The following is a 22,594-nucleotide window of genomic DNA, read 5'->3' as shown; positions in this document are numbered from 1 at the left end:
CTGGAGTTTTTCCGGCGCCGAACCAATTTTTGATACCGGGCACATTCACCTGTTGGATTGAACCTGTGGTGAGGGGATTTATCCCCGATGGGCTGCGCAGCGGCCCCATATTTTTGGGGGTGCTTCGCCCCCCAGCGGGGATAAATCCCTCGCCACAAGTCCCATTCCTGCATCGATCTTTATGTGGGCCCGGTTTTTTCTGTGAATATTGAAGAGAAAGGAGTGACACCATGCTGGTGATGCGCCCCGCGCAAATGGCTGATCTGGGCGAGGTACAGCGTCTGGCTGCGGACAGCCCGATTGGTGTCACTTCCTTGCCGGATGACGTGGAACGTCTGAGCGACAAGATCGCCGCGAGCGAAGCTTCGTTCGCCGCCGAAGTGAGCTTCAACGGTGAAGAGAGTTACTTCTTTGTCCTCGAAGACTCGAGCACCGGCAAACTGGTCGGCTGCTCGGCCATCGTCGCTTCCGCCGGTTATTCGGAGCCGTTCTACAGCTTCCGCAACGAGACTTTCGTCCACGCCTCCCGCGAGCTGAAGATCCACAACAAGATCCACGTGCTTTCGCAGTGCCACGACCTGACGGGCAACAGCTTGCTGACCAGTTTCTACGTGCAGCGCGAACTGGTCGGATCGCCGTGGGCCGAACTCAATTCCCGTGGCCGCCTGCTGTTCGTCGCCAGCCACCCGGAGCGTTTTGCCGATTCGGTGGTGACCGAGATCGTCGGTTACAGCGACGAGAATGGCGACTCGCCGTTCTGGGATGCGATCGGGCGCAACTTCTTCGACCTCAACTACGCCGAAGCCGAGCGCCTGTGCGGGCTGAAAAGCCGCACCTTCCTCGCCGAACTGATGCCGCATTACCCGATCTACGTGCCGCTGCTGCCGGATTCCGCCCAAGAGGCGATGGGCCAGGTGCACCCACGGGCGCAGATCACCTTCGACATCCTGATGCGCGAAGGCTTCGAGACCGATCACTACATCGACATCTTCGACGGCGGCCCGACCCTGCATGCGCGGGTTTCCGGGATCCGTTCGATCGCCCAGAGCCGCGTGGTGCCGGTGAAGATCGGCGAGCCGGTCAAAGGCGCCGGACGCCAGTACCTGGTGGCCAACGCACAGTTGCAGGATTACCGCGCGGTGTTGCTGGAGCTGGATTACGCGCCGGGCAAACCGGTGACGCTGGATATGGAAGCAGCCGAAGCCCTGGGCGTCGGTGAAGGTGCCAGCGTGCGCCTGGTGGCGGTTTAACGCCTTAGCGAGTTTCACGGGTGGCGCGAGCGGCCCGTTTGAGGAGATAGCATGATTGTTCGTCCCGTACGCAGCAGCGATTTATCCGCGCTGATCGACCTGGCCCGCAGCACCGGCACCGGCCTGACTACCTTGCCGGCCAACGAAGAGCGCCTGACCCACCGGGTCGGCTGGGCCGAGAAGACCTTTCGCGGCGAAGCCGGGCGTGGCGATGCCGACTATCTGTTCGTGCTCGAAGACGATGACGGCCGCGTGGTGGGCATTTCCGCCATCGCCGGTGCGGTCGGCCTGCGCGAGCCCTGGTACAACTTCCGCGTCGGTCTGACCGTCAGCGCTTCGCAAGAGCTGAACATCTACCGCGAAATTCCGACGCTGTTTCTGGCCAACGACCTGACCGGCAATTCCGAGCTGTGCTCGCTGTTCCTCCACGCCGATTACCGCAACGGCCTCAACGGCCGGATGCTGTCCAAGGCGCGCATGCTGTTCATCGCCGAGTTCCCGGAGCTGTTCGGCAACAAGATCATCGCCGAAATGCGCGGTGTGTCCGACGACGCCGGGCGCTCGCCGTTCTGGGAAAGCCTGGGGCGACACTTCTTCAAGATGGAATTCAGCCAGGCCGATTACCTGACCGGCGTCGGCAACAAGGCGTTCATCGCCGAACTGATGCCGAAATTCCCGCTGTACACCTGCTTCCTTTCGCCGGACGCGCGCAACGTCATCGGCCAGGTGCACCCGGACACCGAACCGGCACTGGCGATGCTCAAGAGCGAAGGCTTCAGCTATCAGGGTTACGTCGACATCTTCGACGCCGGCCCTGCCATCGAATGCGAAACCAGCAAGATCCGCGCGGTGCGTGACAGCGAAGCGCTGGTGCTGGCCGTCGGCACGCCGGGCGATGACGCCACGCCGTTCATCATCCACAACCGCAAGCGCGAGGATTGCCGCATCACGGCTGCGCCAGCGCGTCTGGCTGCGGGCACCCTGGTGGTCGATCCACAGACCGCGAAACGTCTTCAACTCAGCGCCGGCGATCAGGTTCGCGCCGTGGCGCTGTCCGCTGCACGGGAGTCGAAATAATGAATTCGCTATACATCGCAGGTGAGTGGCTGGCCGGTCAGGGCGAGGCCTTTCAATCGCTGAACCCGGTGACCCAGCAAGTGCTGTGGGCGGGCGAGGGCGCCACTGCCGCGCAGGTCGAATCGGCGGTTCAGGCTGCTCGCCAGGCATTTCCTCAGTGGGCACGTCGCACCCTCGAGGAGCGCATCAGCGTCCTCGAAGCTTTTGCTGCTGCGTTGAAAAACCACGCTGACGAACTGGCTCGCACCATCGGCGAAGAAACCGGTAAGCCGCTGTGGGAGTCCGCGACCGAAGTCACCAGCATGGTCAACAAGATCGCGATTTCGGTGCAGAGCTACCGCGAGCGCACCGGTGAGAAGAGCGGCCCGTTGGGCGACGCCACCGCCGTGTTGCGCCACAAGCCCCACGGCGTGGTTGCGGTGTTCGGCCCTTACAACTTCCCCGGTCACCTGCCTAACGGTCATATCGTCCCGGCGCTGCTGGCCGGTAACAGTGTGTTGTTCAAACCCAGCGAACTGACGCCGAAAGTCGCCGAGTTGACGGTCAAGTGCTGGATCGAAGCCGGTTTGCCGGCAGGCGTGTTGAACCTGCTGCAAGGCGCGCGGGAAACCGGTATCGCGCTGGCGGCGAACGCGGGTATCGACGGTCTGTTCTTCACCGGTTCCAGCCGCACCGGCAATCACCTGCACCAGCAATTCGCCGGTCGCCCGGACAAGATTCTTGCGCTGGAGATGGGCGGCAATAACCCGCTGGTGGTCGATCAGGTCGCTGATCTGGACGCGGCGGTGTACACGATCATTCAGTCGGCATTCATCTCTGCCGGCCAGCGCTGCACCTGCGCCCGCCGTCTGCTGGTGCCGCAAGGCGCGTGGGGCGACAGCCTGCTCAAGCGTCTGGTTGAAGTCAGTTCGACCATTGAAGTCGGTGCCTTCGATCAGCAACCGGCACCGTTCATGGGCTCGGTGATTTCCCTCGGCGCGGCCAAAGCCTTGATGGATGCGCAGGAACAACTGCTGGCCAACGGCGCGGTGGCGTTGCTGGAAATGACTCAGCCGCAAGCGCAATCGGCTTTGCTGACCCCGGGCATTGTCGATGTGACGGCCGTGGCCGAGCGTCCGGACGAAGAACTGTTCGGGCCGCTGCTGCAAGTGATCCGCTATGCCGATTTCGGCGCGGCGATCACTGAAGCCAACAACACCGCTTATGGACTGGCCGCCGGTTTGCTCTCCGATTCCGAAGCGCGTTACCAGCAGTTCTGGCTGGAAAGCCGCGCCGGCATCGTCAACTGGAACAAACAGCTGACCGGCGCCGCGAGCAGCGCGCCATTCGGCGGCGTCGGCGCCTCGGGCAACCACCGGGCCAGCGCCTATTACGCAGCGGATTACTGCGCGTACCCGGTGGCCTCGCTGGAAACCCCGAGCCTGGTGTTGCCATCGGCCCTGACGCCTGGCGTGAAAATGGCGTAGCGCCCATTCGCGAGCAGGCTCGCTCCCACAGGGAAATGCATTCCAGTGTGGGAGCGAGCCTGCTCGCGAAGGCCGCGCCTCGGTCTTAAAGAATAGTTACTGAAGCCTATAACAACAGATTCTCGTGGAGCCTCGCTGATGAAATCCTATGAAGTCAATTTTGACGGTCTAGTGGGGCCGACCCATAACTACGGTGGTCTGTCCTACGGCAACGTCGCCTCGCAGAGCAACAGTCAGCAATCCTCGAATCCGAAGGAAGCGGCGCTGCAAGGTCTGGCGAAGATGAAAGCGCTGATGGACATGGGCTTTCAGCAAGGCGTGCTGGCTCCGCAGGAACGTCCCGACGTGGCCGCGCTGCGCCGTCTGGGCTTCAGCGGCACTGACGCGCAAGTGATCGAACGCGCCGCCAAAGAAGCGATGCCGCTGCTGGTCGCCAGTTGCTCGGCGTCGAGCATGTGGGTGGCCAACGCCGCCACGGTCAGCCCGAGTGCCGACACCGCTGACGGCCGCGTGCACTTCACCGCTGCCAACCTCAATTGCAAATATCACCGCAGCATCGAACACCCGACCACCAGCCGCGTGCTCGGGGCGATGTTCGCCAATCAACAGCACTTCGCCCATCACGCCGCATTGCCGGCAGTGGCGCAGTTCGGCGACGAAGGCGCGGCCAACCACACGCGTTTCTGCCGTGAGTACGGCGAGGCGGGCGTCGAGTTTTTCGTGTTCGGCCGCAGTGCGTTCGACAACCGTTTCCCGGCGCCGCAGAAATACCCTGCACGCCAGACCCTCGAAGCCTCGCAAGCCGTGGCGCGTCTGCACGGTCTGCGTGACGAAGGCGTGGTCTATGCGCAGCAGAATCCCAACGTCATCGATCAGGGCGTGTTCCACAACGACGTGATCGCCGTGGGCAACGGTGAAGTGCTGTTCTATCACGAGGACGCGTTCCTCGAGACCGACAAGATGCTCGCCGAACTGCAAGGCAAGCTGGCCAAGGTTGGTGGCAACTTCCAGTCGGTGTGTGTGCCGCGTTCGGCAGTCAGCGTCGATGACGCGGTGCGTTCCTACCTGTTCAACAGCCAGTTGCTGTCGCGTGCCGATGGTTCGATGCTGCTGATCGTGCCGCAGGAATGCCAGGCCAACGAACGCGTTTGGGCTTATCTGCAAAGCCTGACCAGTTCCGGCGGGCTGATCCGCGAAGTGAAGGTCTTCGATCTCAAGCAGAGCATGCAGAACGGCGGTGGCCCGGCGTGCCTGCGTCTACGTGTGGCGCTGAATGAAACCGAACTGGCGGCGGTCAACCCAGGCGTTATCATGACGGCCCCGTTATACGGTTCGTTGACCGCATGGGTTGAAAAGCACTACCGCGACCGCCTGAGCGAAACCGATCTGGCGGACCCGCAGTTGCTGCTTGAATGCCGGACGGCACTGGATGAACTGACGCAAATCCTTAAACTGGGCGCGGTTTATCCCTTCCAGATCAATTGATCGCCGGCGCGCTGCCTGAACGCGGCGCGCGGCGTGTCACCCCAAGAGAGTAAAAACATGAGCGATTCCCTGCAGCTGATCCTTGAAGACACCGACGGCACGCAATTGCAAACCTCGTGCACCCGCGTCGCGGTGATGTGGCAAGGCAAAGAGCTGTGGATCCAGCAGGACGGCCGTGGCCAGCTGCTGATCGGCGTGGACGTCGAGGAAGGTGACGAAGAGTACGCCAACCTGCTGCTGCGCCCATTGGCGACTAATCTGGTAAGTCTGCAACTGGAAATGGAACCGGCTGACCTCGGCGCTGACGAGGATCACGTACACGGCCCGGATTGCAACCACGACCACTAAGGAAACCGCTCTATGCTCGCCCTCGGCAAACTGCTTGAACTGACCCTCGCCGGCCGCGAACCGGCGGAGAAGACTCAACTGACTGTCGAAGGCGTGCGCATGCGCTGGTTGAGCGAAGGGGCGCTGGAAGTCCGGCCCCCGGAAGCGCGCGACAATGGCCTCGACCTGCTGCTGTCGGCAGGCATCCATGGCAATGAAACCGCACCGATCGAGTTGCTCGATCGGTTGCTGCACGACATTGCACGCGGCGATCTCAAGCCGCGCGCACGCATTCTGTTCCTGTTCGGCAACCCGGAAGCGATCCGCAAGGGCGAGCGTTTCGTCGAGCAGGATGTCAATCGGCTGTTCAACGGCCGCCACGAACAAAGCAGCGGCTCGGAAGCGTTGCGCGCCTGTGAGCTGGAACGGCTGGCGGCGAGTTTCTTCAGCAAGCCCGATCGCCAGCGTCTGCACTACGACCTGCACACGGCGATTCGTGGCTCGAAAATCGAACAGTTCGCCTTGTACCCGTGGAAGGAAGGGCGCCAGCATTCCCGTCGCGAACTGGCGCGCCTGCGCGCCGCCGGCATGGAAGCAGTGCTGTTGCAGAACAAGCCATCCATCGTCTTCAGTTCGTACACCTACGACAAACTCGACGCCGAGGCTTTCACCCTGGAACTGGGCAAGGCGCGGCCGTTCGGGCAGAACGACGGCGTTAACGTTTCACTGCTGGAAACCCGTCTGAAGCAGATCATCGAAGGCACTGAGCCGGAGACAGAAGAAGGGCTGGACGGCTTGCAGTTGTTCAGCGTGGCGCGGGAAATCATCAAGCACAGCGACGCGTTCCGCCTGAACCTGCCGGCGGACATCGAGAACTTTTCCGAGCTGGAACCGGGTTATGTGCTGGCCGAAGACCTGGCCAATACCCGCTGGGTGATCGAAGAGCAGGGCGCGCGGATCATCTTCCCCAACCCCAAGGTCAAGAACGGCCTGCGCGCCGGCATCCTGATCGTCCCGGCCACTGACGAAAACCTCGCCTGATAGCGACATCTGAATCGGCACAAAACCAATGTGGGAGCGAGCCTGCTCGCGAAAGCGGTCTACCAGTCAACTTGTCGTCGGCTGGCAGTCCCTCTTCGCGAGCAGGCTCGCTCCCACATTTGATTTGAGTGAGGTCAAAAACTCACTCGACGTTACACGGCTACCGCACGCGGCTCTGTACGACGCAGCGCACGAACTTTCTGCAGCGTGTCCGCGCAAGTCCGCGCTGCTTCCTGACCCTTGTGCACAAAGTGCTCGAAGAAGAACTTCTGATGCTCTTCGCCCGAATGGAAGTGATGCGGGGTCAGCGACACCGAGAACACCGGCACTTCGGTTTCCAGCTGCACCTGCATCAGGCCGCTGACCACCGATTGCGCAACGAACTCGTGACGGTAAATGCCGCCGTCCACCACCAGGGCGGCGGCGACGATGCCGGTGTAACGGCCGGATTTGGCCAGCAGCTTGGCGTGCAGCGGCATCTCAAAGGCGCCGCCGACTTCGAAGAAATCGATGTCCGATTCCTGATAGCCCTGCACCAGCATTTCAGCGACGAAGCCTTTACGGCTCTGGTCGACGATTTCCTTGTGCCAGCAGGCCTGGATGAACGCGACGCGCTCGCCCTGTGGATGTTTGCTTTTGCTGTCGATAGCGGTGGGTTGCATGTTCTGACTCCTGTTTGTGTGAAAAACAGGGCGTTATGAATCGAAAGGGATGCAAGGGTGCGAACGCAGGCACGGATGCACGCGGACGGCCCTTTGGCGTCGATCCCGTTCTCTCTTCATCCGGACTATGACCGTCGGCCCCGGGATCACACCGGGTCTGCTGACCTTGCCGACGCACCCCGACTCAAGTCGTGTGCAACGCCAAGCGCTCGCGGGCTATGCGCATTGCGCGCAATTACCGCCGGTGGGGAATTGCACCCCGCCCTGAGAACGTTTGTGCCGCCCATAGGCGGGCGGCGGCAAGTTTGTAACACATATTTCCCGGCCATGCACATGACACTGTTGGAGCGAGCCTGCTCGCGAAAGCGCCTTCACATTCAACGAATATGCTGACTGTTACTGCGCTTTCGCGAGCAGGCTCGCTCCCACATGGGCTTTGTCTCCTCGAGAAAGAATGGGATTTTTGCTCGGTCGAGGGTTGATTAATCTGCGCGATGACCGCAGTAATCCCACTTCACAAAGGGATTCCCCCTGCTGACCAGAGGCCAGGTTCATGAGTGTTATCGATCTTCGCAGCGACACCGTCACCCAACCGACTCCCGCCATGCTCGAGGCGATGACCGCAGCGGACACCGGAGACGACGTGTATGGCGAAGATCCGACGGTCAATCACCTCGAGGCCGAACTGGCCAAACGCCTGGGCTTTGCCGCCGCGCTATTCGTGCCGACCGGGACCATGAGCAACCTGCTCGGCCTGATGGCGCACTGCGAGCGGGGCGACGAGTACATCGTTGGTCAGCAGGCGCACACCTATAAGTACGAAGGTGGCGGGGCGGCGGTGCTCGGTTCGATTCAGCCGCAGCCGCTGGAAGTGCAGGCCGACGGTTCACTGGATCTGGATCAGGTCGCGGCGGCGATCAAGCCGGACGATTTCCATTTCGCCCGCAGCCGTTTGCTGGCGCTGGAAAACACTATGCAGGGCAAGGTGCTGCCGCTGGAGTATCTGGCCCGAGCCCGACGCTTTACTCAAGAGCATGGCCTGCTATTGCACTTGGACGGCGCGCGGTTGTACAACGCGGCGGTCAGGCTTGGCGTCGATGCCCGGGAAATCACTCAGCATTTCGATTCGGTGTCGGTGTGCCTGTCCAAAGGCCTCGGCGCGCCGGTCGGCTCGGTGCTGTGCGGCTCCGAGCAACTGATCGGCAAGGCGCGGCGTTTGCGCAAAATGGTCGGCGGCGGCATGCGTCAGGCCGGGTTGCTGGCGGCGGCTGGCTTGTACGCGCTGGATCATCACGTCGAACGGCTGGCCGACGACCACGCCAACGCCCAGTTGCTCGCCGAGGGTCTGCGTGAGGCCGGTTTCGTCGTCGAACCCGTGCAAACCAACATGGTGTATGTGCAAATGGGCGACAAGGCCGCAGCACTCAAGGACTTTGCCGGCGAACGCGGAATCAGGCTCAGCGCCGCCGCGCGCTTGCGCATGGTCACGCACATGGACGTCAGCCGCGCGCAAATCGAACAAGTGATCGCGACATTCGTCGAGTTTTCACGCAAGTGACAGCGTCAGCCGTCCAATTGACCGTTTCTATCGTATAAACACGCTGTACCCCGCGCGCAGGGCCGATATAATGCGGCCCTTTGCCGTCGCTTCGTCTCATGACGTTTCGAACAGGCCTTTGGCCGCAGCCTCCGTGGAAGAACCTAATGAAAAGCGCAGAAATCCGTGAAGCCTTCCTTCGCTTCTTCGAAGAGCAAGGCCACACCCGTGTAGCCTCCAGCTCTTTGATTCCGGGCAACGACCCAACCCTGCTGTTCACCAACGCGGGGATGAACCAGTTCAAGGACTGCTTCCTGGGCCAGGAAAAACGTGCGTACACCCGTGCCACCAGCAGCCAGAAATGCGTGCGCGCCGGCGGCAAGAACAGTGACCTGGAAAACGTCGGTTATACCGCGCGTCACCACACGTTCTTCGAAATGCTCGGTAACTTCAGCTTCGGCGACTACTTCAAGCACGACGCGATCACCTTCGCCTGGACCTTCCTGACTGGCGTGCTCAAGCTGCCGAAGGAAAAGCTCTGGGTCACTGTCTACGCCACCGACGACGAAGCGTATGACATCTGGACACAGAAAATCGGTGTGCCCGCCGAGCGCATGATCCGCATCGGCGACAACAAGGGCGCGCCTTACGCTTCCGACAACTTCTGGACCATGGGCGATACCGGCCCGTGCGGCCCGTGCACCGAGATTTTCTACGACCACGGCGAGCACATCTGGGGCGGCCCGCCGGGCTCGCCGGAAGAAGATGGCGACCGCTACATCGAAATCTGGAACAACGTGTTCATGCAGTTCAACCGCACCGCCGACGGCGTGTTGCATCCGTTGCCAGCGCCGTCGGTGGACACCGGCATGGGCCTGGAGCGGATCAGTGCGGTGATGCAGCACGTCAACTCCAACTACGACATCGACCTGTTCAAGAATCTGCTCAAGGCTTCGGCTGAAGCGATCGGCTGCGAAAACGGCGATCAGTCGTCGCTCAAAGTCGTCTCCGACCACATTCGTTCCTGCGGTTTCCTGATTGCCGATGGCGTGCTGCCTTCCAACGAAGGTCGCGGTTACGTGCTGCGCCGGATCATCCGTCGCGCCTGCCGTCACGGCAACAAGCTCGGCGCTACCGGCAGCTTCTTCTACAAGATCGTCGCGGCGCTGGTCGCCGAGATGGGCGAAGCCTTCCCGGAACTGCAGAAGCAGCAAAGCAACATCGAGCGCGTGCTCAAGGCTGAAGAAGAGCAGTTCTCCAAGACCCTGGAGCACGGCCTGAAAATCCTCGAGCAGGATCTGGCCGAGCTCAAAGGCACCGTGGTGCCAGGCGACGTGGTGTTCAAACTCTACGACACCTACGGTTTCCCGATGGACCTGACCGCCGACATCGCCCGCGAGCGCGGCCTGACCGTCGACGAAGCCGGTTTCGAGCGCGAGATGGAAGCGCAGCGTGTTCGCGCGCGTTCGGCCAGCTCGTTCGGTCTGGACTACAACACCCTGGTCAAGGTCGACGTGGCCACCGAGTTCACCGGTTACGCCGCCACCAGCGGCTCGGCGAAAATCGTTGCCATCTATAAGGATGGCCAGTCGGTCGACGTGCTGAGCGAAGGTCAGGAAGGCGTGATCGTGCTCAACCAGACGCCGTTCTACGCCGAATCCGGTGGCCAGATCGGCGACTGCGGTTTCATTCAGGCCGGCAGCAGCCGCTTCGACGTGCGCGACACCACCAAGACCGGCGGCGCATTCCTCCACCACGGCGTGCTGGCCGCGGGCAGTCTGACCATTGGCGCACCGGTGGAAACCCACGTCGACGCCGAAGTGCGTCACGCCACCGCGCTGAACCACTCGGCTACGCACTTGCTGCACGCCGCGTTGCGTCAGGTGCTCGGCGAGCATGTGCAGCAGAAAGGTTCGTTGGTCGACAGTCAGCGCCTGCGTTTCGACTTCAGCCACTTCGAAGCGATCAAGCCTGAGCAGATCAAGCAGCTGGAAGACATCGTCAACGCCGAGATTCGCAAGAACTCCGCCGTTGAAACCGAAGAAACCGACATCGAAACCGCGAAGAACAAAGGCGCCATGGCGCTGTTCGGCGAGAAGTACGGCGACAGCGTGCGCGTGCTGAGCATGGGCGACTTCTCAGTTGAACTGTGTGGCGGTATCCACGCCAACCGTACCGGCGACATCGGCCTGCTGAAAATCATCAGCGAAGGCGGTGTGGCATCGGGCGTGCGTCGTATCGAGGCAGTCACCGGTGCTGCGGCGCTGGCCTACTTGAACGCGGCGGAAGAACAACTCAAGGAAGCGGCCAGCCTGGTCAAGGGCAGCCGCGACAACCTGATCGACAAGCTCTCGGCGGTACTGGAGCGCAACCGTCTGCTGGAGAAACAACTCGAGCAGTTGCAGGCCAAGGCAGCCAGCGCGGCGGGCGACGATCTGTCGGCCTCGGCAATGGACGTCAAGGACGTGAAGGTGCTGGCCGCCCGTCTGGACGGTCAGGATGGCAAGGCGCTGCTGGCGCTGGTCGATCAGCTGAAAAACAAACTCGGCCGCGCAGTGATCCTGCTCGGCGGTGTCCATGAGGAAAAGGTCGTACTGGTTGCAGGTGTAACCAAGGACCTGACTGGCCAACTCAAAGCCGGTGATTTGATGAAACAGGCTGCTGCGGCAGTGGGCGGGAAGGGCGGTGGTCGTCCGGACATGGCGCAGGGCGGCGGTGTCGATGCCGCTGCGCTGGATGGCGCACTGGCGCTGACCGTTCCATTCGTCGAGCAGGCTTTATAAGACGGCTCGCCGGGCTCGCAGTCTAGTGGCGGGCCTGGCGACTGTTCGAAAGATTATTGGGCGCCCTTCATGGGCAGAGGCGGCTTTGAAATGGCTTTGATCGTACAGAAATTTGGAGGCACCTCGGTCGGCACTGTCGAGAGAATCGAGCAGGTCGCCGACAAGGTTAAGAAATTCCGCGATGCCGGCGATGACCTGGTGGTTGTGCTGTCTGCAATGAGCGGCGAAACCAACCGTCTGATCGATCTGGCCAAGCAAATCAGTGGCGAGGCGCAACCGGTTCCGCGCGAGCTGGACGTGATCGTGTCCACCGGTGAGCAGGTGACGATTGCCCTGTTGGCCATGGCGCTGATCAAGCGCGGTGTGCCGGCGGTGTCGTACACCGGTAATCAGGTGCGGATCCTGACTGACAGTGCGCACAATAAAGCGCGTATCTTGCAGATTGATGACCAGAAGATTCGCGGTGATCTGAAGGCCGGCCGCGTGGTAGTTGTCGCCGGTTTCCAGGGCGTCGACGAGCACGGCAACATCACCACCCTCGGTCGCGGCGGTTCCGATACCACTGGTGTGGCACTGGCTGCAGCGTTGAAGGCGGATGAATGCCAGATCTACACCGACGTCGACGGTGTCTACACCACCGACCCGCGTGTGGTGCCGGTCGCTCAGCGTCTGGACAAGATCACCTTCGAAGAGATGCTGGAAATGGCCAGCCTCGGTTCCAAGGTGCTGCAGATCCGTGCGGTGGAGTTCGCCGGCAAGTACAACGTTCCGCTGCGCGTACTGCACAGCTTCAAGGAGGGTCCGGGCACCCTCATTACTATTGATGAAGAGGAAACCATGGAACAGCCGATCATTTCCGGCATCGCTTTCAATCGCGATGAAGCCAAGCTGACCATCCGTGGCGTGCCAGACACCCCGGGCGTGGCGTTCAAGATTCTCGGCCCGATCAGTGCCGCGAACATCGAAGTCGACATGATCGTGCAGAACGTCGCGCACGATAACACCACCGACTTCACCTTCACCGTGCACCGCAACGACTACCAGGCTGCACAGACCGTGCTGGAAAACACCGCTCGCGAGATCGGTGCCCGTGAAGTCGTTGGCGACACCAAGATCGCCAAGGTCTCGATCGTCGGCGTCGGCATGCGTTCCCACGCAGGCGTGGCCAGCCGCATGTTCGAATCGCTGGCGAAAGAAAGCATCAACATCCAGATGATCTCGACTTCGGAAATCAAGGTGTCCGTAGTGATCGAAGAGAAATACCTGGAACTGGCCGTGCGCGCGCTGCACACGGCTTTCGAACTGGATGCTCCGGCCCGTCAGGGCGAGTAATCCGCTTCTGTGAAGGGCGCGGTCTGACCGCGCCCTTTATTTTTGAATGGCGCGAGCCCCGGAACTGTTCTTTTGCTCGCGCTGGTCAATACTCAGGCATGTAGGGCTACGATCGCTGCGGTTGTAGGTCGGGTGCCTTTTTTTTGCAGACTGTTGTCCCTGAAATGAATGGCGTAAGGAGAAAGGTATGCTGATTCTGACTCGTCGGTGCGCGGAAAGCCTGATTATCGGTGACGGCGAAATCACCGTGACCGTGCTCGGCGTCAAAGGAAACCAGGTGCGTATCGGCGTCAACGCTCCGAAAGAGGTTGCGGTGCACCGTGAGGAAATTTACCTGCGTATAAAGAAAGAGAAGGACGAAGAACCAAGCCATTAATTTTTATCGATTTTTATGTTTGCAAACGGGGAAGAAGCTGGTTAATATACGCCCCGTGTTGCGGAGAGCTGGCCGAGTGGCCGAAGGCGCTCCCCTGCTAAGGGAGTACACCTCAAAAGGGTGTCGGGGGTTCGAATCCCCCGTTCTCCGCCATTATTTGCTTAGTACGTCGTAATCTGGCTTCTTCTGTAAGTTGTTGAAATTACTAGAAAAAGTGTTTGACATAGAGATTAGACGGCCTATAATGCGCGGCAACAAATGCACTCGTAGCTCAGCTGGATAGAGTACTCGGCTACGAACCGAGCGGTCACAGGTTCGAATCCTGTCGAGTGCACCATTTAAGAGTTATTTGCTGTAAGGTGAGTAACTCGGCTTCAGCCAGTTGTGGTCTGGTTTAAAAACACAAAATGCACTCGTAGCTCAGCTGGATAGAGTACTCGGCTACGAACCGAGCGGTCACAGGTTCGAATCCTGTCGAGTGCACCATATACCAAGAAGCCCGCGTTTAACGCGGGCTTTTTGCTGTCCGGGATTTGGCTTTTCCCTTCACACAGCCTCTTTCATCAAAATCAATTTGAGCACTGCGGCCTCGCTTGAGGTCGTAACGATAGCTCGTGGTCGAAGTGCGCGTGTTGATCTTGTCCGGCTTGCCCAGTGCGCTTTCGACATCGCGCTGACTCATGCCGGCAATCACTCGCCGATTGATGATCGCTTCGCGCCGCTGCCTGTTATCGATCAGGGTTCCACATTTGTGTTCGGTGCCGCCGACGATGCCCGGTTCGCGTCCGCTGTCTTTCATGCCGGTCACGGCTTCGTGATTGAACTCCGGCATGATCGCGACCCAGCCAGGCGAGTAGGGGTGAACTTCCTGAATTGAGAGCTGCTCGCCAGTTGCGCAGCTCATCGATGTGAAGGTGATGCTGCCGTCAGCGGCCTGGCAACGATGAAGTGTGGTGGCGCTGGCAGGCGTGGTGTGGAACAGGGCGGTCAGTAGATATAGCGCGGGTTTTGATGGCATTCGATGTCCTCCGTGACGATCTACGCTCAAGGGTAGTCGCTGCTTTTTGCATTGCCGGTGTGTTTTCTTTTCAAGATGAGTCGTCGCATTTGCACGGGTCAGGCAGGTGCTCAGGTTTGTTTCGCAAGCGCTTGTTTCAGCCGTGATTTTTTCAACGTTTTAAACCGTCAGGCGTGTATCATTGCGCCCGTCAGCCCCGCCGGGGCTTATGGAAAACCTCCATGGACTTACCCAGTAGTTGTTCAGTAAACCGTTTCACCAATCATGAATTGACTGATTGATCCTTCCGGCGTGCCCCGCTGCTGGGAGTGGAGTTCGCCTATGTCCGAAATCGAAGTAAAGAAAACACAGGAAAGCCTGCAGGACCGCCTGGCTCAGGTCATCGAGTTGCTGCAGCGCCAGCGTGTCGTTGAAGACCTGACTCATCGCCAGGAAGGTCCGCACCACGACCGCGTGGAAAACCTGGTTCACCGGCAAAACCTCGTCGAGCTGCAACGCAAACTCGATGATCTGCACTCCGCCGACGTCGCCTACATTCTTGAAGCCTTGCCGCTGGACGATCGTCTGACGCTCTGGCAACTGGTCAAGGCCGATCGCGACGGCGATATCCTTCTCGAAGTATCCGATTCCGTCCGTGAGACGCTGATCGCCGACATGGACGATCACGAGCTCCTGGCTGCGGCCAAGGACATGGACGCCGACGAACTCGCTGACCTGGCCTCCGAGCTGCCGCGAGACGTTGTCCATGAGCTGATGGAAAGTCTCGATAACCAGCAGCGCGAACGCGTGCGCTCGGCCCTGTCCTACGACGAGGACCAGGTCGGTGCGCTGATGGACTTCGAAATGGTGACGATCCGTGAGGACGTCAGCCTCGAAGTGGTGCTGCGTTACCTGCGTCGCCTCAAAGAGCTTCCCGGTCACACCGACAAACTGTTCGTGGTCGATTACGACGGCGTGCTCAAGGGCGTGCTGCCGATCAAGCGTCTGCTGGTCAACGATCCGGAGAAGCAGGTCGCGGAAGTCATGGCCAGCGATCCGGTCAGTTTCCACCCGGACGAAGATGCCTACGACGCCGCTCAGGCATTCGAGCGTTACGACTTGATCTCGGCGCCGGTGGTCGACAAGAACGGCAAACTGATCGGCCGTCTGACCATCGACGAAATGGTCGACCTGATCCGTGAGGAAAGCGAGAGCGAAGTCCTCAACATGGCCGGTCTGCGCGAAGAGGAAGATATCTTCGCCTCGGTGTGGAAATCCCTGCGTAACCGTTGGGCGTGGCTGGCGGTGAACCTGATCACTGCATTTGTCGCATCACGGGTGATCGGTCTGTTCGAAGGTTCGATCGAGAAGCTCGTGGCACTGGCGGCGCTGATGCCGATCGTGGCGGGTATCGGTGGCAACTCCGGTAACCAGACCATCACCATGATCGTGCGCGCCATGGCGCTGGATCAGGTCAGCACCGGCAACACCTCGCGCTTGATGCGCAAAGAGCTGGCGGTCGGTTTGATTAACGGTCTGGTCTGGGGCGGGGTGATCGGTGTGGTCGCGTACATGCTCTACGGCAGTTGGTCACTCGGCGTGGTCATGACGGCGGCGATGACGCTCAATCTGTTGCTGGCGGCGTTGATGGGCGTGTTGATCCCGATGACGCTGGCGAAAATGGGTCGCGATCCGGCGATGGGCGCCAGCGTCATGATCACGGCAATGACCGACAGCGGTGGCTTCTTCATCTTTCTCGGGTTGGCGACCATTTTCCTCCTCTGACCTTGTGCAATGAAAAGCCCGTCAAATCGACGGGCTTTTTTGTGCCTGCCACACTCAATTGCCAAGCGGCCATCTGTCATATTGCGGGCAAAAAAAAGCCAGCAATCATGCTGGCTTCAATATGTTCGGTATAACTCAGGACGCGTCTGCGGCCATTTCTGCGTCGTGTGCGATCAGCGACACCAGGGCGTTCTGCTGACGGTGCGACAGCTGACGGAAGCGTTGCAACAGCTCGCGCTCGTGCAGCGACAGCTCCGGGCTGTCCAGGCGCATGCTCAGCTCTTCGCCCAGTGCGCCTTCCTGAATAAGACTCTGCTCAAGGCGCGCAATGATCTCGGAGTTCATGCTGCGATGATGATTGCGAGCCACCTCGGCAATGCGTTCACGCATTCCGTCTGGCAGACGTACGACAAACTTGTCAGCCGTACGGCTGGAATAAATTGCCTGTTTCAATGGGCGCATATATTTAACCGGTTAGTTCAGGGGAGCGGTTCTCGGGATTGGCCGCAGGATGTGTGGTAGGACAAGCATCCGGACCAATTGGTTCAACCTGAATTGTTAAGAGGCCGGCATCATGCCTCAAAATTGCCAGATCATTGGCGTCAATTCTGTGACAAATATTGAGCCGGGTAAAGGCGTAATGCCAGCACCAGTTGTCAGAAATGCGGACTGGTTGGAAAACTTTCCATCCTTCCGTATCGCTGCCCGCTTTTGAATGCACATCTGTTGATGTCCGAAGACTTCGGAGCGTGCATGCTATGCGGCTCGCTATTCTTGATCCCTATGTGTACAGGATAGTGGCAATTTGCCGATTTACTAGAGGCAGGACCCGTCGGAGGGCGTTTTCGGGATGGATGGCAAGCTTTTTTACCTGATGGGGCCGTCTGGTTCGGGCAAGGACAGCCTGATTGATGCATCACGTGAGCCACTGCGGGCGTTGAACTGTGAAGTAATGCGCCGGGTGATTACCCGCTCGGCGGAGTCCGTCGGCGAAGATGCAATTGGCGTGACGCCTGAAGAGTTCGAGCGGCGACAGCACGCCGGCGCTTTTTCCTTGGCCTGGCAAGCCAACGGCCTCTCCTACGGCATTCCAAGGGAAATGGATGAATGGTTGCAAGCGGGCCGGCACGTACTGGTTAACGGGTCAAGAGCGAACCTGCGTCAAGCAATGGAGAGGTATCCAACCCTGGTGCCGATTCTGCTGACAGTCAACGATGATGTCCTGCGCAAGCGCTTGCTCAGCCGTGGTCGGGAGACCCCTGAGCAAATCGATGCGAGGCTGGCTCGCAACGCACTGTTCAAAGACCGAAGATCCAGCGACAGCCCCGTTCATCAGGTCGACAATTCTGCTGATCTTGCTGAAGCTGTCTCTGCATTACTCGAGGTGATCCGGCTCAACGCAGAACCGGATCGAACTTGATCTTGCGCCCTGCAATCAGAGCCAACACGAACAGCACCGCAAACACGCCACAGCCAACCAGAGGCAAGGTGACTTCCGTCTCCTCGAACAGCGCCAGATGGGTAACGCCACTCAGTAAAGCGAGGATCAGAAATCCTGTCGCCGATTTGGACATGTTGTACTCCTGAAGATATTTCAAAAAACCAGACGTTCGGTGATTGGCGCCGAGGCTTGCTCAGGCTCGCTGACCATTTGTGTAGAAGCGTCGCTGCGTTCACTCAACACTGCCCACTGCGGCGCTTTCTGCACTTGCAGGTAATGCGGCATGCGCTGCGCCACTGGCTGCTCAACGTCAGCCTTGGGAAAAAAATGCGATCCGAGCAAGAAAGCCAATGCCGCTGCGTTTGCAAGCAAGAGGGTGCTGTTCATGGCACGACGCTCCAAATTGTTCTTTTTGATAGAACAGGCATAGCAGCCGCCGTGCCAACAGTGTAACGGCTGATAAGTCCTTTAAAAACAAGGGTTTGGTATGTTTTTTCCGGCGACGCTGATTGCAATCTGCAATGACCGCATTTCCGCGTAGTGCAATTTGCCCGGTAAAAGTTCCCGCAATCTTCCAGGGCGCTTGCCTACACTTAAAAAGCCCTACGGACGACATGACAAAACAAGGGCCGGCCGTTAACATGCACGCCGTCTGTCGCGTCGCATACAGCCCGCGTCAATCAGTGTCTCAGTAGCTCAATTGGATAGAGCATCCCCCTCCTAAGGGGAAGGTTGCAGGTTCGAACCCCGCCTGGGACACCACCTCTTCAATAAACAAAAAGCCCCGTCGCACTTACTCGTGCGGCGGGGCTTTTTGCGTTGGAGCGCTGGCGAGCTCTACAGCAACTCCGAGCGGCGCAACGCCTCGATGGTTTCAATCAGGTCGTCGTACGCCACCGGTTTGCCCAGATGCTGATCGAACCCGGCTTCCCGGGATTTCTGCATGTCGCTCTGAGTGCCATACCCGGTGAGGGCGATCGCTGGTACGTTTTTCACCAGCGGCAGTTTGCGCAGGGCAGCCATCAGTTCATAGCCGGTCATGACCGGCATGCCGAGGTCGGAGATGATCAGATCGAAGCGCGTGCTCTCAGCGGCTTTCAGCGCTGCCACCGGATGATCGAAGGCCGTTACGTCGGCGTCTTCCATCTCCAGCAGCAGCTTCAAGGTCTCCAGCACTTCCGGCGAGTCGTCGACCAGCAGAATGCTCAAGCCATCGAGCTTGCCGGAAACCGGTTCAACCTCGGCTGTTGCAGCGGTTTCTTCGACATCAGTCGACAGCGGCAGGCGAACGGTAAAGGTACAACCGGCGCCGAGCCCCGGCGAAGCAACCTTCACCGTGCCGTGCTGGGCTTCGGTCAGTTGCCGCACCAGTGACAGGCCTATGCCCAAGCCTTCACGTTGATGGTTGGTGTGCTGTTTTTCTGCCTGGCCGAACAGATCGAAGACGTGTTCGAGGTTTTCCGCAGCGATGCCGACGCCGTTATCCTTGACGTCCAGTTGCGCCATTTTCCCGCTCTTGCTGGCGATCAACTCAATGCGCCCGCTCGGTGGGGTGAACTTCAGCGAATTGTTGACCAGATTCCAGATGATCTGCTCGACCCGTGTCGGGTCGGCATGAATGATCAACGGTGCTTCAGGCAATTGCAGGTCGATGCGCGTGGCGTGTTGCTCATTGAGCACCACGGTGTGAATGTCGCGCAGAACCGCGCTCAGATCGACACGCGCCAATTGCAGTTTGAGCTTGCCGGTGCGCACCCGTGCTACATCAAGCAGGTCGTCGATGATCCGCGCCTGACTGTTCACGGCATCGCAGATGGTATTGACCGCTTTGGTCGCCGGGCCGGCAGTACGGATCATCGGCAGGCGCCGCAGCAGTTCGGCGTTGAGCTGGATCAGGTTGAGCGGGTGCTTGAGTTCATGGGACATGACCGCGAAGAACTCATCACGCAGGGACACGGTATTGCGCGTCTGCGCCAGTTCCTTGCTCTGTTCATCCTGCTGGCGCTTGTGTCCGGTCAGGTCGCGGGCGATTTTTACATAGCCCTGCAAGCGGTCGCCGCTGAGCCTGGTGACCTCGCCGCTGCAGAAGAATCGGCTGCCATCCTTGCGCACATGCCAGCGCTCATCCTCAGAGCGGCCGTGCTGGCGGGCGGTGGACAATTCGCTTTCAGCCATGCCGGCAGCACGGTCTTCGGCTGTGAAGATGAAATCGTAGTACTGACCTTCGGCCTCGTTTTTGCTGTGGCCAAAGATCAGTTCAGCGCCTTTGTTCCAACTGGTGATCGCACCCATTTCATCGAGGATGATAATCGCGTAGTCACGCGTACTCTCAGCGACCAGACGCATGCGTTCTTCGCCCAGGCGCAGCTCTTCCTCGGCTTCGCGGCGTTTGCTGATGTCGATGAAGGTCAACACGGTGCCGTCGATGTGGTCTTCGCTGGAGCGATAAGGCAGCAAGCGGGCGATGTACCAGCGGTTATCGGTACTGTTGACCTCGCGTTCGATCATGTTCAGCGATTCGAACACTTGCGCCGCGTCCTCGGTCATCGCCGGGTAATTCAGGCGATGGGTGATATCCAGCAGTGAACGGCCGGTGTCTACCGGCAACATGCTGAAGATGTCGGTGGCGCGCGGCGTGAACCATTTGATGCGCATGCTGCGATCGACGAACACCGTAGCAATGTCGGTAGAAGCGATCAGATTGGTCAGATAATCGTTGATCTTGTCGGTTTCTTCGACTTTGGTCTTCAGCTCGTAATTGACCGTCAACAGCTCTTCATTGATCGACTGCAACTCTTCCTTGCTGGTCTCGAGCTCTTCGGTGGCCGAGCGCAATTCTTCGTTGATCGCCTGCATCTCCTCGTTGGAAGCCTTGAGCTCTTCGCTGGAGATTTCCGACTGTTCGATGGTGTCCTGCAAATGCAATTTGGTGCGTTGCAGCTCACGTTCCAGGTTCGAGAGCACTTGGCTTTCAGTCTGCAGCACCGTGGTCAGCGCCTGCTCGTGCGCGTCGATCTCCGTTTCATCGAAGGTCACCAGCACGCACTCGCTGTCGAAGTCGTCGTCCTTGTACGGCTGCGCAATCAGCGTGATGCGGTACTGGCGCTCCTCGCGCTTGAGCAGCACTTCACGCGAGCACACAGTGAGGTTGCTTTGCTGCACCTGGAACAGTGTCGTGCGAATTTCCAGGCGCAGTTCCGGCAGGATCAGCGTCAGCAAGTTGCGTGACAGCTCGCCGCCGACATGCCGCAGGAAACGCCCGGCGGCTTCGCTCATGTGAAGAATATCGGCATTGGTGTCGACGATGATGCTCGGCGGGGCGAAGCGTTCTATGGCGCGGCGGTGGATATCGGCAAACGACAGCTTGACGGGCTCGATGGCTTTCGATGGCGGTCGGGAAACGCTGGTGCGCATGTAACCGCCACGTGGCATGGTCGGGGTGCGACGGCTGTTCGGGGTACCGGTCTTGGCGCGGAAGATGCGGTTGCGCTTGTCCACTGGCGCGAACAATTCATGGCAGGCATCGGCGCTTTCAGAGGTGCCGAGAAACAGGAAACCGCCCGGTCGCAGGGCAAAGTGGAACATCTGCAGGATTTCCCGCTGCACCTCGCGATCCAGGTAAATCAGCAGATTGCGGCAAACGATCAGGTCGATCTGCGAGAACGGCGGATCGGACAACAGGCTGTGCTTGGCGAACAGCACTTTCTCGCGGATTTCCTTGCGAATCCGGTAATGCTCATTGTCCTTGACGAAATAATGCCGAAGGCGCGTTGGCGGTACGTCGGTGACGATGGCTTGCGGATAGGTGCCGGCGCGGCCGGTGGTGATCGCGCGTTCGTCGATATCGGTGGCGAACACTTGCAGGTTGGCCTTGCTGCTTTGTACCTGCATCTGATCATCGAGCAGGATCGCCAGGCTGTAGGCTTCTTCGCCGGTCGAGCAGCCGGCAGACCAGACGCGCAATTCTTCTTTTTCCGACGAGTCGGCAACCGATTGCACCAGTTGCGGCAGCACATCGCGCTCAAGGGCTTCGAAGGCTTCGCGGTCACGGAAGAAGTTGGTCACGCCGATAAGCATGTCGCCGAGCAGGGCCTTGGATTCTTCCGGGGTATTTTGCAGGTAGTCGTAATAGGCGCCGAGGTCAGACTGGCTGGTGACCTGCATGCGCCGCTCGATACGCCGCAGCACGGTGGCGCGCTTGTAGTGTTTGAAATCGTGACCGGTGCTGCTGCGCAGGTACAACAGGATTTCATGCAGGCGTTGTTCGGCGATCGACGCCTCGTGTTCGTTTGCAGGCTTCAAGGCTTTCAAGTCGGGATCATTGGCGCTGGGTAATTTGATGTTCTGGGAGTTGCGCCAGAGCTCCATCAGTTTCTGCGGCATCTCGACCACTGGCAGCACCAGATCGACCATGCGCGTCTCGATGGCGGCGCGCGGCATGCCGTCGAACTCGGCGTCTTCCGGCACTTGCACCAGCGTCACGCCGCCCTGTTCCTTGATTCGCGACAAACCCACCGCACCATCGGAGCCGGTGCCTGACAACACCACGCAGAACGCCCGCTCACGGTGCACATCGGCCAGATCGCGAAAGAACAGGTCGATGGCCGTGTGGCGCGCCTGCGGCGAACCGGCCGTGCTGACCCGCAGATAGCCGTCGTTCATCGACAGCGAATGCGCTGGCGAGATCACGTACACACAGTTCTTTTCGATCGGCACCGGCTGCGTCACTTGCAGCACCGGCATGCGCGTCGATTCCTGAATGATCTGGTCGGCGATGCTTTGGTGATCGGGCGACAGGTGCAAAATGATCACGAACGCCATGCCACTGTCCTTCGGCATATGCTCGAAAAACAGCTTGATCGCTTGCAGGCCGCCCGCCGAGGCGCCGATGCCCACCACCGGGAAATTCAGGTGGCTGGGGGTCACATCCTTGCGCTCGGGCGCAGAGGGCGAGGCAGGGGTTTTCGAGGTCATCACTTCGGCCTTTTTTTGTGGCGGTACAAGCGTATCGCGGACGTCCGGGGGCGCAGGTAAT

18 protein-coding genes, 4 tRNA genes and 1 riboswitch are annotated in these 22,594 nt (G+C 59.7%); of the genes, 16 read left to right on the top strand and 6 right to left on the bottom strand.

Annotation, left to right across the window (positions count from 1 at the left end; genetic code table 11):
- Positions 1 to 230: 230 nt before the first annotated feature.
- The 6 genes from aruF (at position 231) to astE (ending at position 6,646) form a co-directional block, all read left to right on the top strand.
- Positions 231 to 1,250 carry an arginine/ornithine succinyltransferase subunit alpha gene (gene aruF, locus PspCFBP13508_RS05895; protein ID WP_024014015.1) on the top strand — a complete coding sequence of 340 codons (1,020 nt, stop codon included), beginning with the start codon at positions 231 to 233 and terminating at the stop codon, positions 1,248 to 1,250.
- Between the two features lie 51 nt (positions 1,251 to 1,301).
- Positions 1,302 to 2,327 carry an arginine N-succinyltransferase gene (gene astA, locus PspCFBP13508_RS05890; protein WP_024014014.1) on the top strand — a complete coding sequence of 342 codons (1,026 nt, stop codon included), beginning with the start codon at positions 1,302 to 1,304 and terminating at the stop codon, positions 2,325 to 2,327.
- Positions 2,324 to 3,793: a succinylglutamate-semialdehyde dehydrogenase gene (astD, locus tag PspCFBP13508_RS05885; protein ID WP_178084477.1), complete on the top strand. Its 1,470-nt coding sequence runs from the start codon at positions 2,324 to 2,326 to the stop codon at positions 3,791 to 3,793. The genes astA and astD overlap by 4 nt, the downstream gene beginning before the upstream one ends.
- A 138-nt stretch (positions 3,794 to 3,931) precedes the next feature.
- Entirely contained in the window at positions 3,932 to 5,278 is a 1,347-nt protein-coding gene (gene astB / locus PspCFBP13508_RS05880; protein ID WP_130912331.1) for an N-succinylarginine dihydrolase, read from the top strand.
- Positions 5,279 to 5,335: 57 nt separating this feature from the next.
- Positions 5,336 to 5,626 (top strand): hypothetical protein, encoded by a 291-nt coding sequence (locus PspCFBP13508_RS05875; protein WP_016773591.1) that lies wholly within the window; start codon positions 5,336 to 5,338, stop codon positions 5,624 to 5,626.
- Between the two features lie 12 nt (positions 5,627 to 5,638).
- A complete protein-coding gene (gene astE / locus PspCFBP13508_RS05870; RefSeq protein ID WP_130912330.1) occupies positions 5,639 to 6,646 on the top strand; it encodes a succinylglutamate desuccinylase in 1,008 nt (335 codons plus the stop codon).
- A gap of 152 nt (positions 6,647 to 6,798) precedes the next feature.
- Here astE and PspCFBP13508_RS05865 read toward each other — a convergent pair whose 3' ends face one another.
- Positions 6,799 to 7,308 carry a 6,7-dimethyl-8-ribityllumazine synthase gene (locus PspCFBP13508_RS05865; protein ID WP_137213945.1) on the bottom strand — a complete coding sequence of 170 codons (510 nt, stop codon included), beginning with the start codon at positions 7,306 to 7,308 and terminating at the stop codon, positions 6,799 to 6,801.
- 103 nt (positions 7,309 to 7,411) lie between these two features.
- Positions 7,412 to 7,584, bottom strand: a riboswitch (FMN riboswitch).
- A 277-nt stretch (positions 7,585 to 7,861) separates the two neighbouring features.
- On the opposite strand from PspCFBP13508_RS05865, the gene ltaE reads away from it, so the two are divergent.
- From ltaE to PspCFBP13508_RS05830, 7 genes are all read left to right on the top strand, one after another.
- A complete protein-coding gene (gene ltaE, locus PspCFBP13508_RS05860) occupies positions 7,862 to 8,866 on the top strand; it encodes a low-specificity L-threonine aldolase (RefSeq protein WP_137213944.1) in 1,005 nt (334 codons plus the stop codon).
- 146 nt (positions 8,867 to 9,012) lie between these two features.
- Positions 9,013 to 11,628: an alanine--tRNA ligase gene (gene alaS, locus PspCFBP13508_RS05855; protein WP_137213943.1), complete on the top strand. Its 2,616-nt coding sequence runs from the start codon at positions 9,013 to 9,015 to the stop codon at positions 11,626 to 11,628.
- Positions 11,629 to 11,718: 90 nt separating this feature from the next.
- Positions 11,719 to 12,960: an aspartate kinase gene (locus PspCFBP13508_RS05850; protein ID WP_016773595.1), complete on the top strand. Its 1,242-nt coding sequence runs from the start codon at positions 11,719 to 11,721 to the stop codon at positions 12,958 to 12,960.
- A gap of 187 nt (positions 12,961 to 13,147) precedes the next feature.
- The gene (gene csrA / locus PspCFBP13508_RS05845; RefSeq protein ID WP_002554426.1) at positions 13,148 to 13,336 is read left to right on the top strand and encodes a carbon storage regulator CsrA; all 189 of its coding nucleotides are present in this window, start codon (positions 13,148 to 13,150) and stop codon (positions 13,334 to 13,336) included.
- Positions 13,337 to 13,398: 62 nt separating this feature from the next.
- Positions 13,399 to 13,489 (top strand) — tRNA-Ser (locus PspCFBP13508_RS05840).
- 107 nt (positions 13,490 to 13,596) lie between these two features.
- Positions 13,597 to 13,673, top strand: a tRNA-Arg gene (locus PspCFBP13508_RS05835).
- 72 nt (positions 13,674 to 13,745) lie between these two features.
- Positions 13,746 to 13,822 (top strand) — tRNA-Arg (locus PspCFBP13508_RS05830).
- Positions 13,823 to 13,841: 19 nt separating this feature from the next.
- On the opposite strand, the gene PspCFBP13508_RS05825 is transcribed toward PspCFBP13508_RS05830, so the two are convergent.
- Positions 13,842 to 14,354 carry a cell envelope protein SmpA gene (locus PspCFBP13508_RS05825; RefSeq protein ID WP_137213942.1) on the bottom strand — a complete coding sequence of 171 codons (513 nt, stop codon included), beginning with the start codon at positions 14,352 to 14,354 and terminating at the stop codon, positions 13,842 to 13,844.
- A 321-nt stretch (positions 14,355 to 14,675) separates the two neighbouring features.
- On the opposite strand from PspCFBP13508_RS05825, the gene mgtE reads away from it, so the two are divergent.
- A complete protein-coding gene (gene mgtE / locus PspCFBP13508_RS05820) occupies positions 14,676 to 16,118 on the top strand; it encodes a magnesium transporter (protein WP_137213941.1) in 1,443 nt (480 codons plus the stop codon).
- Positions 16,119 to 16,253: 135 nt separating this feature from the next.
- Here the strand turns inward: mgtE and PspCFBP13508_RS05815 are convergent, their stop codons facing one another.
- On the bottom strand, positions 16,254 to 16,580 hold the full coding sequence (locus tag PspCFBP13508_RS05815; RefSeq protein WP_003178899.1) for an Arc family DNA-binding protein: 327 nt from the start codon (positions 16,578 to 16,580) through the stop codon (positions 16,254 to 16,256).
- 388 nt (positions 16,581 to 16,968) lie between these two features.
- On the opposite strand from PspCFBP13508_RS05815, the gene phnN reads away from it, so the two are divergent.
- On the top strand, positions 16,969 to 17,538 hold the full coding sequence (phnN, locus tag PspCFBP13508_RS05810; RefSeq protein ID WP_137213940.1) for a phosphonate metabolism protein/1,5-bisphosphokinase (PRPP-forming) PhnN: 570 nt from the start codon (positions 16,969 to 16,971) through the stop codon (positions 17,536 to 17,538).
- On the opposite strand, the gene PspCFBP13508_RS05805 is transcribed toward phnN, so the two are convergent.
- Both PspCFBP13508_RS05805 and PspCFBP13508_RS05800 read right to left on the bottom strand, forming a co-directional pair.
- Entirely contained in the window at positions 17,513 to 17,692 is a 180-nt protein-coding gene (locus PspCFBP13508_RS05805; RefSeq protein ID WP_016773599.1) for a PA3371 family protein, read from the bottom strand. The two genes, phnN and PspCFBP13508_RS05805, sit on opposite strands and share 26 nt — an antisense overlap.
- A gap of 20 nt (positions 17,693 to 17,712) precedes the next feature.
- Entirely contained in the window at positions 17,713 to 17,946 is a 234-nt protein-coding gene (locus PspCFBP13508_RS05800) for a hypothetical protein (RefSeq protein ID WP_041479268.1), read from the bottom strand.
- A 298-nt stretch (positions 17,947 to 18,244) separates the two neighbouring features.
- On the opposite strand from PspCFBP13508_RS05800, the gene PspCFBP13508_RS05795 reads away from it, so the two are divergent.
- Positions 18,245 to 18,321: transfer RNA gene (locus PspCFBP13508_RS05795), tRNA-Arg, on the top strand.
- A 75-nt stretch (positions 18,322 to 18,396) separates the two neighbouring features.
- Here PspCFBP13508_RS05795 and PspCFBP13508_RS05790 read toward each other — a convergent pair.
- Positions 18,397 to 22,533, bottom strand: coding sequence for a CheR family methyltransferase (locus PspCFBP13508_RS05790; RefSeq protein ID WP_137213939.1), 4,137 nt, complete (start codon positions 22,531 to 22,533; stop codon positions 18,397 to 18,399).
- Positions 22,534 to 22,594: the final 61 nt, after the last annotated feature.

The sequence above is a fragment of the Pseudomonas sp. CFBP13508 genome, assembly GCF_005233515.1.
Lineage (GTDB): Bacteria > Pseudomonadota > Gammaproteobacteria > Pseudomonadales > Pseudomonadaceae > Aquipseudomonas > Aquipseudomonas mercuritolerans.
This window is presented reverse-complemented; position numbering and strand designations above follow the sequence as displayed.